This window comes from Alistipes intestinihominis, from assembly GCF_040095975.1.
GTDB classification, from domain to species: Bacteria; Bacteroidota; Bacteroidia; order Bacteroidales; family Rikenellaceae; genus Alistipes; species Alistipes senegalensis.
Genome location: NZ_JBBMFL010000024.1, coordinates 19036 through 35364, shown reverse-complemented (window position 1 = coordinate 35364; position 16329 = coordinate 19036). Strand labels below are relative to the sequence as shown.

The 16329-nt window shown below is 55.0% G+C and carries 12 protein-coding genes and 1 pseudogene; 3 read left to right on the top strand and 10 right to left on the bottom strand.

What is annotated here, in order from left to right:
- The 7 genes from WMO46_RS14760 to WMO46_RS14730 form a co-directional block, all read right to left on the bottom strand.
- A partial coding sequence (locus tag WMO46_RS14760) for a glycerophosphodiester phosphodiesterase family protein (protein ID WP_349094589.1) occupies positions 1-268 on the bottom strand: 268 nt, incomplete at its 3' end.
- A gap of 10 nt (positions 269-278) precedes the next feature.
- On the bottom strand, positions 279-1877 hold the full coding sequence (locus WMO46_RS14755; RefSeq protein WP_349094588.1) for a sulfatase family protein: 1599 nt from the start codon (positions 1875-1877) through the stop codon (positions 279-281).
- Positions 1878-1941: 64 nt separating this feature from the next.
- Positions 1942-3453 carry a calcineurin-like phosphoesterase family protein gene (locus WMO46_RS14750; protein ID WP_278963067.1) on the bottom strand — a complete coding sequence of 504 codons (1512 nt, stop codon included), beginning with the start codon at positions 3451-3453 and terminating at the stop codon, positions 1942-1944.
- Positions 3454-3619: 166 nt separating this feature from the next.
- Complete coding sequence (locus WMO46_RS14745; protein WP_349094586.1) at positions 3620-5287, bottom strand: PKD domain-containing protein; 1668 nt, start codon at positions 5285-5287, stop codon at positions 3620-3622.
- A gap of 120 nt (positions 5288-5407) precedes the next feature.
- Positions 5408-6868: a RagB/SusD family nutrient uptake outer membrane protein gene (locus WMO46_RS14740; protein WP_349094585.1), complete on the bottom strand. Its 1461-nt coding sequence runs from the start codon at positions 6866-6868 to the stop codon at positions 5408-5410.
- An 11-nt stretch (positions 6869-6879) separates the two neighbouring features.
- On the bottom strand, positions 6880-10302 hold the full coding sequence (locus tag WMO46_RS14735; RefSeq protein ID WP_278963070.1) for a TonB-dependent receptor: 3423 nt from the start codon (positions 10300-10302) through the stop codon (positions 6880-6882).
- A 298-nt stretch (positions 10303-10600) separates the two neighbouring features.
- Entirely contained in the window at positions 10601-11557 is a 957-nt protein-coding gene (locus WMO46_RS14730) for a FecR family protein (protein ID WP_278963071.1), read from the bottom strand.
- Between the two features lie 243 nt (positions 11558-11800).
- Between WMO46_RS14730 and WMO46_RS14725 the strand changes: the two genes are divergently transcribed.
- On the top strand, positions 11801-12358 hold the full coding sequence (locus WMO46_RS14725; RefSeq protein WP_019152350.1) for an RNA polymerase sigma-70 factor: 558 nt from the start codon (positions 11801-11803) through the stop codon (positions 12356-12358).
- A gap of 8 nt (positions 12359-12366) precedes the next feature.
- Here the strand turns inward: WMO46_RS14725 and WMO46_RS14720 are convergent.
- The 3 genes and pseudogenes from WMO46_RS14720 to WMO46_RS14710 form a co-directional block, all read right to left on the bottom strand.
- Positions 12367-12560: pseudogene (locus WMO46_RS14720) on the bottom strand (site-specific integrase); the annotation flags it as partial.
- A gap of 275 nt (positions 12561-12835) precedes the next feature.
- Complete coding sequence (locus WMO46_RS14715; protein WP_129650710.1) at positions 12836-13561, bottom strand: YebC/PmpR family DNA-binding transcriptional regulator; 726 nt, start codon at positions 13559-13561, stop codon at positions 12836-12838.
- Between the two features lie 100 nt (positions 13562-13661).
- On the bottom strand, positions 13662-15218 hold the full coding sequence (locus WMO46_RS14710; RefSeq protein WP_278963072.1) for a sialate O-acetylesterase: 1557 nt from the start codon (positions 15216-15218) through the stop codon (positions 13662-13664).
- A 145-nt stretch (positions 15219-15363) separates the two neighbouring features.
- Between WMO46_RS14710 and WMO46_RS14705 the strand changes: the two genes are divergently transcribed.
- The gene (locus WMO46_RS14705; protein WP_276759860.1) at positions 15364-15744 is read left to right on the top strand and encodes a VOC family protein; all 381 of its coding nucleotides are present in this window, start codon (positions 15364-15366) and stop codon (positions 15742-15744) included.
- Between the two features lie 2 nt (positions 15745-15746).
- Positions 15747-16328 (top strand): L-threonylcarbamoyladenylate synthase, encoded by a 582-nt coding sequence (locus WMO46_RS14700; RefSeq protein ID WP_278963073.1) that lies wholly within the window; start codon positions 15747-15749, stop codon positions 16326-16328.
- The last annotated feature ends 1 nt before the right edge of the window (position 16329 follow it).

Here is a 16329-nt window from a genome sequence, read left to right as displayed (position 1 = left end):
GGCAGACCACCAGCACGCTGTCGGAGGTCAGCGCAAGGTCGATCTCCACGATGTCGGCGCCCATGCCGATCACCGACTCGATGGCCGCCAGGGAGTTTTCGGGATAGTTGCGCCAGTCGCCCCGGTGGCAGGCGACGAGGACTTTCCGCGAGGAGGGGTTGTGGATTTCGGCCACGATGCCCTCAGCCCGGCTGGCGGGGGCGGAATCAGAACTCGCACAAGCACCAAACAGGAAAAGGGACGCAAGGAAAATCAATAATCTTATCATCATATTCGGGTTATTTGTTTTTTACTGTTTCGTATTGTTCGTAATCGGTCGGAAGCACCCAGTTCGACTGTTCCCACGGAACGATCTCCCCACTGACGGTCCGTTCGTAAATCCTGTCCTTTCCCGGCTTGTCATAAGGATAGCGGTCGAACAGGTCGCCGTCGCCCGTCATCCGCGGGTCCCCCTGCTCGCGCAGGGTCCGGAAAAGTTCGGCCCGCAGGGAGTCTGCCAGAATCCGGCACGAAATCTCCCCGATGCGGTTTGTGAGGCACTCCCGGTCCGTTTCGACATGATACAGCTCTTCTGCCGGGCGCTGACCCATCGACAATTCATAGTAACGATTGTCCTGCCCGCTGCGTTTCAGTTGCAGAATCGCGGTTTTAGTCGGGGAACTGTCGATGTCGCGGTAGCCCGTTTCCGGATTGCCGCCGGGCAGCAGCCACGGTTTGAGGTTGCACAGATAGAGCCAACCGCCCCGTACAATCCCCCGGATCGGATAGCCTTGGTCACCGGGGCGTCCATTGTCGTGCCGCTCGCGGCCCAGCAACGCCCGTTCGCGCAACGCTGCACAAGGGTCCGGTTCATTCCGCAACAGCGGCACGAGGCTCCCGCCCGGAAGCGGCGCCATCCCGGCAGCCGAAGGGTCCGTTCCGGCAATCTCCAGAATGGTCGGTGCGATGTCCACGAACGAGACGTAAACCGCCTCCCGGCGTCCGGGACTATTCACTCCCTGCCTCCACATCATGGCCAAAGGCATGTGATGAGCATACTCGTACTGCGTCCCTTTGGCACGCGGGAACGGCATTCCGTTATCCGACGTGACGATGACAAGCGTGTTGTCCAACTCCCCGAGTTCTTCCAGCCGGGCCAGCATCAGCCCCAACTGCCGGTCGTAGTGTTCGAGCTCAAACCCATAGTCCAGCATGTCGTTGCGCACCGCCTCGTTGTCGGGCCAGAAGGCCGGAACGCGATCTATTTCCGCAGTTGTCCGGCCGCCCCTGGCCGCTCCGCTTCCGTATTCATAACGACGGTGCGGCTCGCGGCAGCCAAACCAGAAGAACCACGGCCGCGACGCATCCTCCCGCGAGGAGAGGAAATCGGAGAAGTTCGCCGCATAATCCGTAGCGAGTATCTCGGGGGTCGGAGGCGTCAGTTTCCGGCTCTGCCACGCTTCGCCCGTCAACTGCCGCTTCCGGCCGTCTTTCATTCCGGGATTACCCGGAGCCCACCCTTTACCCGTAAAGGCTATGTCGTAACCTGCCTCTTCGAGCGCTTCGGTAAAGACCTTGATATCCTCGGGAAAATGACAGATGTGGTTGCCCGCCTCGCCCAACTGCCACGAGTAACGCCCCGTAAGCAGCGACGCACGCGAAGGGGCCGACTTGGCATTCGGAGTATAACAGTTCTCGAACAATATGCCCCGGGCGGCAACGCTGTCGAAAACCGGAGTCGAAACCCATCCACAGCCGTAGGCCCCGAAATGAAGCCATGCTGCATCGTCGGCGATGCAGAACAGAATATTCGGACGTTGCATGGTCTTATCCTGACCATGAACAGGGACCAATCCGCCCAATACGGCAGTTCCCAAAAATAAGAAATCTCGTTTCATAGATCACATGTTGTCCCTTGCGAACCCTTCGGCATCTCGGAAACCGAAAGAAATGACACGTCCATTACCAGCTTATATCGGTCGTATAATGGTTGCCGAACCGGTCGGTCGTTTCGATCGTCGCCGAAGTCGCTCCCTCCGACGGTTCGATGCTGAACATATGCGGCGTGGACGATTTCTCCAAAACCGTATACTGATCCTTGTACAGGAAGTAGAGGTAATTGGCATAGCCGTCGTAGGTCGTTCCCTTCGTCATTGCAACCTTCGTCTTGCCGTTGTCCGTATAATAGACGGGGCCCCAGTGAGCGTCATGGTTCCATACATTGGCATATACTTTCCGATCGCTGTAATAGACCCCGCTGCCGGGATCGAGTTCCCCGGGATAATAGGCCCGGATCTGATACTCTTTGGTCAGATTCAGCGTTTTGCCCTCTTCATAGTTGCAAGGTTTGTAATACCACGAAATGTTTTCACCTTCGACTTCGATCACCATGTAGCCGCGCGGCGTGCCGCAACTGTTGACACTTGCGTTCAACCCCAGCATGCCGGTCGAACGGCCCAGAATATGCGACTCGACGTTGGCGAACCTCGATCCTGTCTCTTCGGCAGCATAAGCGTAATTGAAGTGGTAGTGCTGATGTCCCGCCCAGGAGTGGACATATTTGTAGCCGGAAAACAGGTTCGTATAGGCCGTGGCATTGAGGTCCGTCGATGAGGGATTGTAGTCGATCTTCTTGTAGAGCGACGAATGGGCGCAGACCATCAGCGTTTTGCTCTTGTCGATATGCGCCAGATGACCGCGGAGCCATTCGAGCGTTTCGTCAGAAAGCCCATTCTGATAAGCTCCCGTCGCGCTGCTGGAAAGCGCCGAATTATCCTTCATGTTGATGTCGTCGAGGAAGATGTAGTGCAGCTGCCCCAGGTCAACGGCATAGTTTGTCGGCCCAAGGTATTTTTCATATTCCGCTACGGCCAGGTCATCGCTCGCGGCATTCTGGATGTGGTCGTGGTTGCCGATCACATGAAACACCGGAAACGAAAAATCCTTGATACCGTTGCAATAGTCTTCCCACAGACTCATGTTGTTGTGCACCATATCGCCCAGGCAGATACTGTACACCGGACGGTCGGTGATCGTCGCGGCGAGTTCCTTCATATCGGCACACATGTCTTCGTAAATGTCGATCGAATGGAACAGATACTGGTCCGTTCCGGCATTCCGGGCGCGGATCTGCGGATCGGCCGTCATCAGAATCGTATACCGGTCGTCTGAACCGGTGCGTTTCATCAGCATGAAATCAGCCTTGAATTGCTTTTCGTCTGCGGAAATCCGCTGCCAGAACTGGGGAATTCCGTTCTTCGACGGGACTTCATAACCGGCCGGAATCGTAATGAATACGAATCGGCGAAGTGTCAGGTCGCTGAATAGCTGCCAATTACCTTCCGCGTCAGTTTCAGTGGTCTGAATGCCGTCGCTGACAAGTACGCCTGCCACCGGTTTGCCATAGTTGTCCTGAACCGTGCCATAGAGTGCGGCTTCGCTGTTAAAATCTTCCCCGGACGAATTTCCGTCCAAATTGATCCTGGTAGCGAAGTCATCCGCACAACTGCACAGGCAAAACGCTCCGATAATGAATAGAAAAACGAAAATATGCTTGTTCATTGCTTTCAATTTTTAAGTGGATGAAAAACAGCCCTGAAAGATCGCCCTTCAGGGCCGTTTCATAAACATGGGTAAAATGTCAGTCTGCCAGAACCGGATAAGTGCCCGAACTCTTCCAACGACGGAGTATCACGCCCTCGGGTTTCTGGTCGAACGTTGCACTGTTGAAAATGTCCACACCAGCATTCAACGCCTCGACAAAACTTTCTTTCTGCAAACCGGATGAGGGAACGGTCACTGCACCCGACATCATCTGATCGAGTGTCAGCGATCCCGTGGTCGGAGTCGGCCAAACGGAAGGTGCATTGGCTCCGGTATTCTTCGAACTTCCTATGACCTGTGCGAGGGCCGCGTTGCCATAGATATTCTGCAAATTGCTCTTCTTGATATATCCGACGGTTCCGATACTGGAATTACCTCCGGAAACGACAGCTGTCGTCGAATAGCAGTTGATGGCGAACGAATCGCTACCGCCGTAGCCGATAAGGCCGCCGCTATTGCCGCCGCCTTCCAGTATAACCGAATCGGCCCAGCCATAACAGTTGATGACGAATGCGTTTTTATTGGTATTGCCTCCGACCAGACCGCCGCAGTTCTCTACGCTTCCATCCCCGTTCAGATCGGAACCCCGGATAGTGCCTCCCAAAGTGGCGCAGTTTACGATAATCTTGTTGTTCTCGCCAGCAATACCTCCGACCCGTTTGTCTCCCGAAAGATTACCCTTGAAACAAGCGCCGTCGATGGTTCCGTTATTCTTGCCGACAATACCGCCGAGCCGGTGACCGGTCGAGGTGAAATTCGCTTCGACAGAGATATTTTTCACCGTACCGTCATTGACACAGATTATTCCGAATGCACCTGCCTCTTTATCGATGTCTGCGGAAGCCACCGTATTGGTCGCCGTAATACCCATCAGCCGACGGCCGTTGCCGTCGAGCCGGCCCGAGAAATTGCGCCATGCGACAAACTCTTTGCCGGAAAAATCGATGTCGCTTGCCAGCATATAATAAGCATCGGGCGCAAACTCGCCGGAGCCGTTGATCGACGCCGCGATCTCGTTCCAACGGTCGGCCGTAGCGATCACCCACGGATCGTCTGCCGTTCCGGAGCCCGAGCTTTCGCCGCCGGCGACATAGACCGTCTTCGAGACCTCGCTGCTTGCGCCCCGGTCATCGGTCACCCGAAGTGTCACACTGAACGTGCCGCCCTTCGTGAAAGTATATTTGACCGAAGCATCGGTAGAGGTCGTATTATCGGGAAGGGTCCATCGGCGGGCGACGATCTCGCCATCGGAATCGACCGAGGTATCGGTAAAGGTCACTTCGGTATCCACAACCACCGTTTCCGGAGTGTAAGAGAAAGAGGCCGAAGGTGCAAGGTTGGCGGCTTTGACGACAATCGTTCGTTTTGTCGAGCGGCTGTTGCCATCGGCGCCATACACCGTCAGTGTAACGGTGTATTCGCCAGCATCTTTATACATAACGGGATTCGGAACGGCGTCTTCCGACCAGTTGCCCAATCCGGCGAATCCGAAATGCCAGAAATAACCGCTGATCTCCGTGCCTTCGGCCTTGGAATTGTCAATGAACTGCACGGCATCGACGCCGGCAATGATCTCTTCGCTGTCATCGAACGTGAAATCCGGCGTGAGCACCGAATCGAAAGCCTGATCCACCTCTTTGTCGTCGGAACATGCGACGGCGAAAGCCAGGCATGCGACACATAACAATGATATGATTTTTTTCATAAATTCAGTCTGTTGAGATTTTTCGAATATCTAACGGTTTGCCTCTCTACGACGGACACCCGTGCAACCGAGCGGGAGCACATGAAGAAGCAATGAGAAGCTTTTCATATTCCGCCCCGGTTAGTTGTCTCCGTATCCCGGATTCTGGTAAAGTCCTTCGGGATTGAGAATCCGCTCGTTGTAGGGGATCGGCAGCAGCAGGTCCTTCAATGAAAAATTGGAGTTGATCGCGCTGAAGTGTTCCAGCATCTCCGTACGGTCGTACATCCGCAGCAAATCCTGCCAGCGAAGTCCCTCCTGCATGAATTCGTGCAGGCGTTCGTCGTAGATTCCCTGACGCAGGTCGCTTCCAGACCAGTCGCCCAGCCCGGCACGCTCGCGCACCTTGTTCAGCCAGGTCTTCGCCAACGTCTCCTCCTCCGACCAATAGTAGGCTTCGGCCAGCATCAGCGCCACATCGGCATAACGCAGCACGATCCAGTTATTGCCGCCATAACCATTGGCCCCACACTCCAGATCGGCGTACTTCATGGTGTGATAGTAAGTTTGTCCCGCCATATTCGTCGCCCGCAGGAAAGAGCGGCGGACATCCCCCGTCTCGAACGAATCGTAGACAGCCTGTGTCGTGACGTTCTGCATCTCACCCTTCTTCTGCGAAGTGACACCCGTTCCTTCGGGTCCGTACAGGTAATTCCACACCGATCCCAGATCGGCGTTTCCCTGAATGTAGTTGATCTGGAAAATGTTCTCGGCACACGACTTCTGCGTCGAAAGGTCCCAGATTGCAGAATAGGGAATCGAGGCAAGTTCGCCGAACTTGCGCAAATTCCAGGCTGCCGTCAGCTTTTCAATCGCCTGTCCGAGCAATTCGGATTTCGAACCGACGAAATCTTCATCGCAAGCCTGCTGCAACAAGGCTTTGCCCCAAAGGGCCCATGCAGCCGATTTACTGACCTTGCCGCATGCCGAAGCGGGCTGCACATCGGCCAGAGGACTTTCGGTCACATATTTCAGGTCGTCGAAGATTGCCTGGTAAACCTCGGCCTTTGGCCGGCGGTAGTTGTTGGCCCTAACCTCCTCGGCACTCTCCAAAGCCTTAAGCACCAATGGCACATCGCCCCACTCGGTCACCAACCAGTAATAAGCCAACGCCCGCAGGAACCGCGCTTCGGCCTCATACGTATCGCGGGCCGAAGGAGCAGCATAACTGACATCACCCAAATGGGCGAAGAGCGTATTGGCCCGCGAGATGATCTTGTACAACTGCGAATAACGGTTGTAAACATAGACATTCTCCTCGGTAAGCGTATAATTGTAAAACTGGTAGGGAATGCCGCTGTTGGCGCCGCTGCTCGTCACGACGGTCGTATTGGCGCGCACATCGGTGAAATAGTGGTTGTTGTTGGCGACATAACTTTGTGTCAGTGAAGTATAGACGCCATTAAGCGACGCGACGATATCCTCTTCGGAAGTGTAATAGTTGCCAACCGTCACCGAGTTGGGATTATATTCGTCGAGAAAGTCACACGCCGCCAGTATCGCCGACGCAGTGAGAATGGCAAATATAGAACTGATTTTCATGGCAGAACGGATTAAAACGTTAAATTTAAGCCTACGGAATAGATGCGTGAAAGCGGATAGCAGCCCCAGTCGAATCCGGGCATCAGATTGCTGCTTTTGTACGAAACCTCGGGATTATAACCGCGGTAGTCAGTTATAGTGAAAAGATTGTCGCCGCTGACATATACCCGGCACGATTCAATACCGATTTTCCGGAGCAAACGTTTAGGGAGCGTGTAGCCCAATGTAATGTTTGAACAGCGAAAATAAGAGGCATCCTCCACATAGTACGAAGAAAGTTTGAGCGACTGGTTGGTTACCGAAATCCGCGTGGCAACGGGGACATTGTTACGGCCCGGATTCATATCCGACACATAACGGTCGGCCGCGATCGCATACTGATTCGAAGAACCTTCCATATTGAACAAGTAATAATCCTGGAAATTTATCACTTCGCCGCCATATGAGTAGGTGAAGCTCGCACCCAGATCGAACCCGTTCCATGAGAGGCTGGTCGAGAAACCGCCTGTGAAATCAGGATAAGCATTGCCCAAAATCGTTTTGTCATTCGTGTCGATGATCCCATCTCCGTTCACGTCCTTCCAGACCGTATTGCCGTAGGAGAGATCATCGAGTGCATAGCTGGGTACGGCAGGGCCTCGCAATGTGTAGCCGGAGGGGAATTTGCTGCCATTGGCCAGATAAACTTCCCGGTCTTTCAGCGCGTTTTTGTAATCGAGTTCCGACATGACACCGACAGCCTTGTAGCCGTAAAACGACCCGATAGGATAGCCCTCCTTGGTAATGTGGGACTGGACGGAACGCTCTGATGTAGAAAGGATGTCGTCGAGTCCGCCCAGATTGACCACCTTGTTTCGGTTGATCGAAATATTCGTACTCACATTCCATTTCACCTTGCCAGTCAACAGCCGGGCGTCGATCTGCAAGTCGAAACCCCGGTTACGGATCTTCGCGTCGGTCATATTGGTCGTCGAGGAAGTGAATCCGGAAATCGCGGAGATCGGTGCGTTATAGAGAATGTCGGTCGAGATGGAGTTGTAATAGTTGGCAATCACGTTCAGGCGACTGTTGAAGAAGCCCAGATCCAGACCGATGTTGGTCTGCGTCGTCGTTTCCCATCCGAGTTCCGAATCGGCAAACCCGCCGAGACGGGAAGTGGATACGGCCGTCGTGCCGAAAGCATAGCTCCCGGTGGAGATGCCTGCGATGCTGGAGTAGTTGCCGATGTCGTTGTTGCCGCTCTTACCCCAACTGGCACGGATACGGACCGTAGCAATGTTTTCGAGCGCATCTTTCAGAAACGGTTCGTTCGAGATCGTCCAGCCTGCCGATACCGACGGGAAATATCCCCAGCGGTTATTGACACCGAAACGTGACGAACCGTCGGCGCGGAACGTTCCGGTCACGGTGTAACGGTCGTCGAACGAATAGTTCAGACGCGCCAAATAAGACATCATCGACCAAGCCGCCTTGCGGGTTTCGTAAAGCGATATGTCCGAATCCTTCGGTCCATGAGCCGTCACTTCGTGGATGCGGTCGTCGGCGAATCCCGTAGCCTCGACTCCGAGCCGGTCGTAGGTCTTGCGCTGGAGCGTATAGCCGACGAGGGCGTCGAAACGGTGGCGTCCGAGCTGTTTTTTGTAGCTTGCCGTAAACTCCCCGAGCCGGTCAATGTCGTAGGTCGAACTCGAACGGGCGATGTTATAGGCGGCCAGTTCGGAACTGTATGCCGGCGAGGAGTTGCGGCCGATGCTCATCGGACGATAGTAGAAATAGCGGTAGTTGTACCACTGCTGTCCCAGCCGTGCCGAGATCTTCAGATCGGGCAGCGGCTCATAGACCAGATTGAAATTCAGGTTGTGACGCGAAGCCTTCTCCGAAATATCCAGTTCGTTGGCGATGACGAGCGGATTTTCCGGGAAATTGATGCCCCAGTCGGTCTTCATGCGAATCATGGCACTGCGTGCGTAATCGCCGTTCTCCTCGTAAGCCGGCAGGTTGGGCAGGTACATCAGCGTGCTCTGGATGACACCGTCATTGATCATGCGGCCCTCAGCCTGAACCACTTTGTTCTTGACATCGAACATCGAATAACTCAAACTGGCCGAAAAGTGTTTGGTGATCTGCGCATCGAGGTTCAGGCGGGCATTGATGCGGTTGTGATTCGAGGGAGCAATGATGCCGTCCTGATCCATGTAGCCGATGCTGGCCATGTAGCGAATCGCTTTGGAGCCGCCGGTCACCGAGATGTTGTGCCGCATCATCCCGGCATTGCCGAACACCTCATCCTGCCAATCGGTATTATATTGCTGTTCGACGGGCGTCCGGGTCGTAAAGTCGTAGAACATGGGGTGGATACCGACATCGGCGAGCGAAAATCCCTTGGCCGAACGGATCGAATTGTCATCGTTGGGACTCCATGCAATGCCGGCGGCCGTCGCTTTCCGACGGTAGGAATCGTTGCGCGAAGCGATGTACAGGTCGCGGAACTGGTTCGCATCCAGCAGATCGACCTTACGTTCGAGCTGTTGAATGCCATAAGAGAAATCGTAGCTGATCTTGGCACGCTCGCCCTCCTTACCGCGTTTGGTCGTAATCAGCACGACGCCCGAAGCGCCGCGCGAACCGTAGATCGCGGCCGAGGCAGCATCTTTCAGGATGTCGATGCTCTCGATGTCGCCGGGATTGATGTAAACATCCTCCGAGGCCGGATAACCATCGACAACATACAGCGGATCGCTGCCGGCCGAAAGCGAGTTCACACCCCGCACACGAATCTGTACGCCTTCGCCCGGAGCTCCGCTGGCCTGACGGACTTCGACGCCGGCAACCTTACCTGCAAGCGCCTGCGCCATAGTGGGCGTCGTCGTCGTGAGTTCGCTGGACTTGACGCTGGCCACCGAACCCGTGAAGTCGCTCTTGCGCATCGGTGTATAGCCGACGACAAGCACATCTGAAATCTGCTGGCTGTCCTCCTTGAGCGTGATGTCGAAGTGCGTGACGCTGCCGACCCGAACGTCCGTCGGTTCATAACCCAGGTAGTTGATTTCCAGAACGGCCTGCGAAGCGGGGGGGGGTACCTGAAGTGCAAATCGGCCCTCTATATCGGTGCTGACGCCGATCGTCGTACCTTTCACGACCACAGCAGCTCCGACAACCGGGTTGCCGGCTACATCGCGGACGATGCCCGAAACCGTGACAGGTCTGTTCGCGTCGGCTTCCGAGCGTCTGTTCTTCAATACGATATTTGAGCCCTGAACCATATAGGATATATTCGTTCCCCGGAGCATGGCGTCAAGCGCCTCCCGCAGCGGACGGTCCACGACCTGGACCGTAACGATGCGATTCACATCCACGTTATCAGCGCTTCCGAAAAGATATTTCGTCTGACGCTCAATCTCATTCATAACCTGCTCCATACGGACCTTATCCATACGGATGGTCACACGAACATCTTGCGCATGAACGTCATTTACGGGATATGCGACAGGCAGAACGAATAAAAGAATTAACAAACTAATTCGCTGAATAATCTTTTTATTCATACATTTGTTGAATTAAAGTTCAATTTTGAGAAAAGGTTGATCATTTTTCCGATTGGACTCCGGCCTGCAGGTGTTTGCCCGCCTGCAGGTTTTTTTCACGTCCGACCGGAAGAGCAATGGTGGATCGTTCGGTCATTTCTTCATAAGCAGTATTTGTTTTGGGTTGGCATTAAACTTTATGAAACCATCACTGAATGATGATTCTGTTTCGATCGTGATCGTATTCGTAAGTGAAGTCAGAGGCGAGTTGCAATATTCGTAAGGCATGTTCGATTCCCTCCGAGATACGGATTTTGAGGCGTCCGTAGGTTACCTTCGGAAGTGCAGCGCACCGGATTTCGATCTCGACATTGTAATATTTCCGCAATTTTTCGACAATCTCGTCGAACGAGTCGTTTCGGAACGACAGAATACCCTCCGTCCACAAATACTCATCGCGGCTTTCGAGTTTGTCCACATACAGATATCCGTTTTCGAGCCGAACGACTGTATTGGGCTCCATGACGATCCGTTCGCTGTTCCGGTGGTTGTGAATAGATACCCGACCTTCGAACAATGCTGTCGAGAACTGACCTTTCGCCTCGTCGGCAATTACATTGAAATCGGTTCCCAACACTTGGACATCGTATGCGAATGTTTCCACGACGAAAGGCTGTTTTTCGTTGTGGCTGACATCGAACCGGGCCTCTCCGACAAGTTTGACCCGACGCTCTTTGCTACTGAAAATCGCAGGGTAGATAAGCCGGCTTCCGGAATTCAGATCGACCTCCGAACCGTCGTTGAGTGAAATCCGAACGTGCTGGCCCGCCGGAGCTTCGATGACGGTCTGCTGTTCGGCCCAACCGTTCAGCCGGTGGGCAAAGAATGCATAGTTACCCGCAAATCCGACCAGCAGAGCGGCTGCAATGCCTGCCGCATACCGACGGAAAGAGGTGAACCTTGCAGAACGTCGGGCCGGCTGCGTCGCTTCAGATTCGCACAAAATGCTCACGAGATACATCGAATGCACGTCGTTCAGTCGTCGCTGATGCTCCTCGGGGTTCTCATCCAGCCATGCGGCAATTCGGTCGTTCTCATCGGCCGTAGTCTCTCCGGCACAGAACCGGAACAACCGGGCGTTTGTAATCTCTTCTTTCATTTTCATGGGCTCTATCTGATAATAAAGATGCACGACCGGCCCCGTTTCCCCCACAAAAAGAAGCGAATCGTGTAAATATTTTTTTTTAATATATTTAATCCGTTGAAACGGCATCAATTAGACACATACCCCCAACTTCCCTGCCCTGCGCTTTCCGGAACCACTTTGCATGCTGCCTGTACAAGCGTAATTTTATTTTCATAATTTCTTCCGGGAAAATATTATATCTTTGTGTATAGAATCTTCTCTATGGACACAGCTTCGTCGTTCTCACAACAACTTTTCGAGCAGTTATTCCGCCAATACAAGCGGAAATACCTGCTCATAGCCAACAGCTATGTGCGTGATTCCAAAACGGCCGAAGACATCGTGCACGACAGTTTCATGGCCGTATGGGAACACCGCAACGACATCACCGGAACGAACATCGAAGCCTATCTGTATAAAGTCATCCGGAACAACTGCCTGATGTATCGCCGAAACCGGCAAATCGGGCAGGCCGTCTACGAACAAATCAAACTCAAAGAGCGCAGCACGATGGATTACTATACCCGGGCCATCGAGAGCTGCGACCCGGACACCCTGCTCCAAGACGAAATTCTCGAAATATGCCGGGCACAACTCGAGCAAATGCCGGAACTTACACAACAGATATTCAAGGCCCGGCGGCTGGAGGGAAAGAGTTACAAGGAGATTGCCGAGCAGTTCGGCATTCCGCAGAAAAAGGTCGATAAACAACTCCAACAGGCAGTTATCAAGTTGCGTCGCGCGTTGAAAGACTTCTTTTCGATTATCTTCACCATGTAACAGGAAGAATCCGCCTCCGAAGTGAAATCAGGGTCGCAGATAAACCGGCAATGCTTTCCTATCCGGATACGGATATTGTCCGGATGGCGGTTGATACGATCGGCTTCGAGGCTTTTGCCTTTGGCTCTTCCGCCCTTCACTTCCCACAGAGGGGAGGAGGGCTGAATTTGGCGCCGAACCGGGCGATCGTACCGTTGCCCATGCCAGGAATAACCGGTCAAGGAATTGCAAAAGAATCTCTTATGCAAGACATAGCAAAACAGACGAGGTAACGATCCGAAAACCGTAACCTCGTCTGAAATTATCTTATCATGTTTGGAATTTCCCAAAAAAGAAACCCGATGCAAATATCAATTCGCTGAAAATTTAACATTTGCACCCGCCTGCCCTCTCGGAAAACGGACGGACGGAATTTTCGGCACGGTCCGTCCGGAGATTCGGGCGACGGTGCGGCGGATGCGCCGCAATCTTTGAAAACTACTCTTCGTCGGCCTCCTTCATGGTGTGGTAAACGTTCACCACGTCGTCGTCCTCTTCGAGCTTCTCGACCAGCTTCTCGACCGATTCGCGGCCCTCGGCGTCGAGCTCCTTCACGTCGGCCGGAATCCGAACCGACTCTCCGGAAACGATCTCGAAACCCTTGTCGTCGAGCCACTTCTGAATGGCGCCGAAAGATTCATAGGGAGCGTAGACCGTGATGCCGTCCTCCTCGGGATAAAACTCATCGACACCCAGGTCGATCATCTCCAGCTCCAGTTCTTCGGGATCGACGCCCTCGGCGGCGCGGAACTTGAAGACGCACTTGTGGTCGAACAGGAATCCGACCGAACCGCTGTTGCCCAGCGTGCCGCCGCACTTGTTGAAATACATGCGCACATTGGCCACCGTACGGTTGGTGTTGTCCGTGGCGGTCTCGACCAGGAACGCGATGCCGTGGGGGCCGTATCCTTCGTAGATCACCTCCTTGTAATCGGCGGCGTCCTTCTCGGTGGCACGCTTGATGGCGCGCTCGATATTCTCCTTGGGCATGTTCTCGGCCTTGGCGTTCTGAATCAGAATGCGCAGGCGGGTATTGCCCGACGGATCGGAGCCTCCGGCCTTGACGGCAATCTCGATCTCCTTGCCCAGTTTGGTGAAGGTGCGGGCCATATGGCCCCAGCGTTTCAATTTTCGCGCTTTGCGATACTCAAAGGCTCTTCCCATACGATTATCGTTTTTTCAGTTATTTTCTTTCGTGGTGCAAAGGTATAAAATTCGCAGAAAAAAACGGTAATCTCGTTCAAAAATATTCGCCCCGAAACCGCTAATAGACGTAACTGATCTCCGCAGACCAGGAGTCGGTGCGGAAAGGCTCGGCCGGGAGTCCCGCACCGTTTTCGAGGTTGGTCATCGGATAGAGCAGGAAAGCATAGCGTACGGCCACGCCGGAAGCTGCGGTAGAAGTTGTTACCACGTCGGGGCAGGTGAGCCACACCTCCGAACCGTGGATCTCGGCCGACGCCGGCCAGAACTTATGCTCCGAACCGGCCGTCGAGGCCACGTAGAAATGCTTCGGAGCCTGCCCGTCGTTGGTTTTCAGCCCTTCGGCATTGTCGAAGAGGAGCTTCACCACGCCGTTTTCGACTTTCAGACTGTTGTAGCGCGGCCCGAGGCACGCCACCTCGCTGCGGCCGTAGGTCCCGTTGAGCGCCAGACGCGCCAGGCGTTCGCCCACGGGGCGCTTGTTCGTGGGATGGATGTCGTCGGGATCGCCCACGTCCATCGTTACAGCCATTCCTGAGTGAGAAACCTGCTCGCGGGTCAGCGCCTGCGCCTCACGCATGTAGGCATAACCGATAGCCTCGCCCTGAGTGTAGAACCACTCTTTCGAGGAGGTGTCCTGACCGAAACCCCACGGGGCGATCTGCACGTAATAGAACGGCATCTCGCTGTGGGCGAAGTTGCGCCGCCAACCGTTGATGAGCGTCTTCATCAGCAGGGGATAGATCGGATAGTCGCCCCAGTTGCCTTCGCCCTGATACCACACCACACCGCGGGCCGACAGCGGCAGCAACGGGTGAACCATGCTGTTGTAGAGTTCAGCGGGCCGCACCAGCACGTTCATATCAGGGTTGGCCTTGTAAGGATCGACGAAAGTCGCTTTCAGCCGGCTGTCGCCTTCGAGAGCCTCGATCGGCGTATAAGCCTGCGCCGTGGCGCCGCCGTAGGAAGTATTGACCAGTCCGACGGGCACGCCCAGCTCCTTGTGGAGCATCCGCCCGAAGTAGTAGCCCACAGCGCTCTGGGAGCCGGCCGTCGCAGGGCTCGTGGAATACCATCTGCCATAGGGCGCGGGCATCTCCTCGCGCCAGTCGAAGATCGGGGCGGCCGTATTCGAGGGCTGCACGGTGAAAAAGCGGATGTTCGGATAGTTCGCGGCGTTGATCTCGGCCGGGGCGTCGAGTACCTGTCCCAAGGCGAAAGCCATGTTCGACTGCCCGCCCAGCACCCACACCTCGCCGATCAGCAGGTCGCGCAGAACCGCTTTCCGGAGCGGCGTCGAAACCACGATCGACTGCGGAGCGTTGTCGGAAGGCGCCGCAGGCACCGGAATTTCCAGCACCCACGTCCCGTTCGCATCAGCCTTGCAGGTGTATTCCTGCCGGGCCCAGCTCGCTTTCGCGGTGATCTTCACGTTGGCAGCGGAAGCCTTGCCCCACAGGCGGAACGGCCGGTTCTGCTGGATCACCATGCCGTCCTGCAAAAAACTGTGCAGTTCGAAAGTCCCCTCGACCCCGTCTTCACGCGGGTCATCCTCCCCGGAGGAGCAGCCCGCGAGGAGCGCAAACACGGCGACAAACGCAAAAAAGAGTTTTTTCATATAGCTTAATCGTTTAAGTATTGGTTAAGACAAAAGTAAGTAAAAAAACGCATCATCCAAACCGGCAGGCAAAAGAAATATCGGCGGGAGGAGAGATATTTCACCATATTTATGTAATTTTGCGCCGTACAATACATATATGAATATGGAAATCAAAAGCCGTTTCGACCATTTCAATATCAATGTCACGGACCTCGCACGCAGCATCGACTTCTACGACAAGGCGCTCGGGCTGAAAGAGGTCGGCCGCAAGGAGGCATCCGACGGATCGTTCGTGCTGGTGTATCTCGGCGACGGGCAGACCCCGTTCCGCCTCGAACTGACGTGGCTCCGCGACCACGCCGCAACGCCCTACGAACTGGGCGAGAACGAAAGCCACCTCTGCATGCGCGTCACGGGCGACTACGACGCCATCCGCGAATATCACCGCGGAATGGGGTGCGTCTGCTATGAAAACCTCGATATGGGGCTCTATTTCATCAACGACCCGGACGACTACTGGATCGAAATCCTGCCCGTCAAATAACCATGCAGAAGGAGACCGACATGCAAAAGGAGGTTGACGAAGCCGTGCGCGTGATGCGCGCGGGCGGAATCATCCTCTACCCCACCGACACGGTCTGGGGACTGGGCTGCGACGCTACGAACGCGGCCGCCGTGGAACGTATCTACAAACTCAAGCGCAGCGAGAACAAGAAGTCGATGCTCGTGCTGTGCGCCTCGGCCGACATGGTCGTGCGCTACGTCAACAAGGCTCCCGGCATCGCCTTCGAGGTGATGGAGCTGGCGACGAGCCCCCTGACGGCCATTCTGCCGGGTGCCGCGGGAGTCGCCGAGAACCTCATCCCCGAGGAGGGGACGCTCGGCGTGCGCATCCCCGACCACGAATTCTGCCGCCGGATGCTCCGCGCCCTCGGACGGCCGGTCGTCTCGACCTCGGCCAACATCTCGGGCGAAGCGACGCCCGCGGGATTGCAGGAGGTGGCGCAGGAGATCATCGACGGCGTGGACTTCGTCGTCAACCCCCGTTTCGAAGGCAAACCCACCCGCAAGGCTTCGTCGATCATTGCCTTCGGCGAAGGCGGCGAGGTGAAGATCATCCGCGAATAAG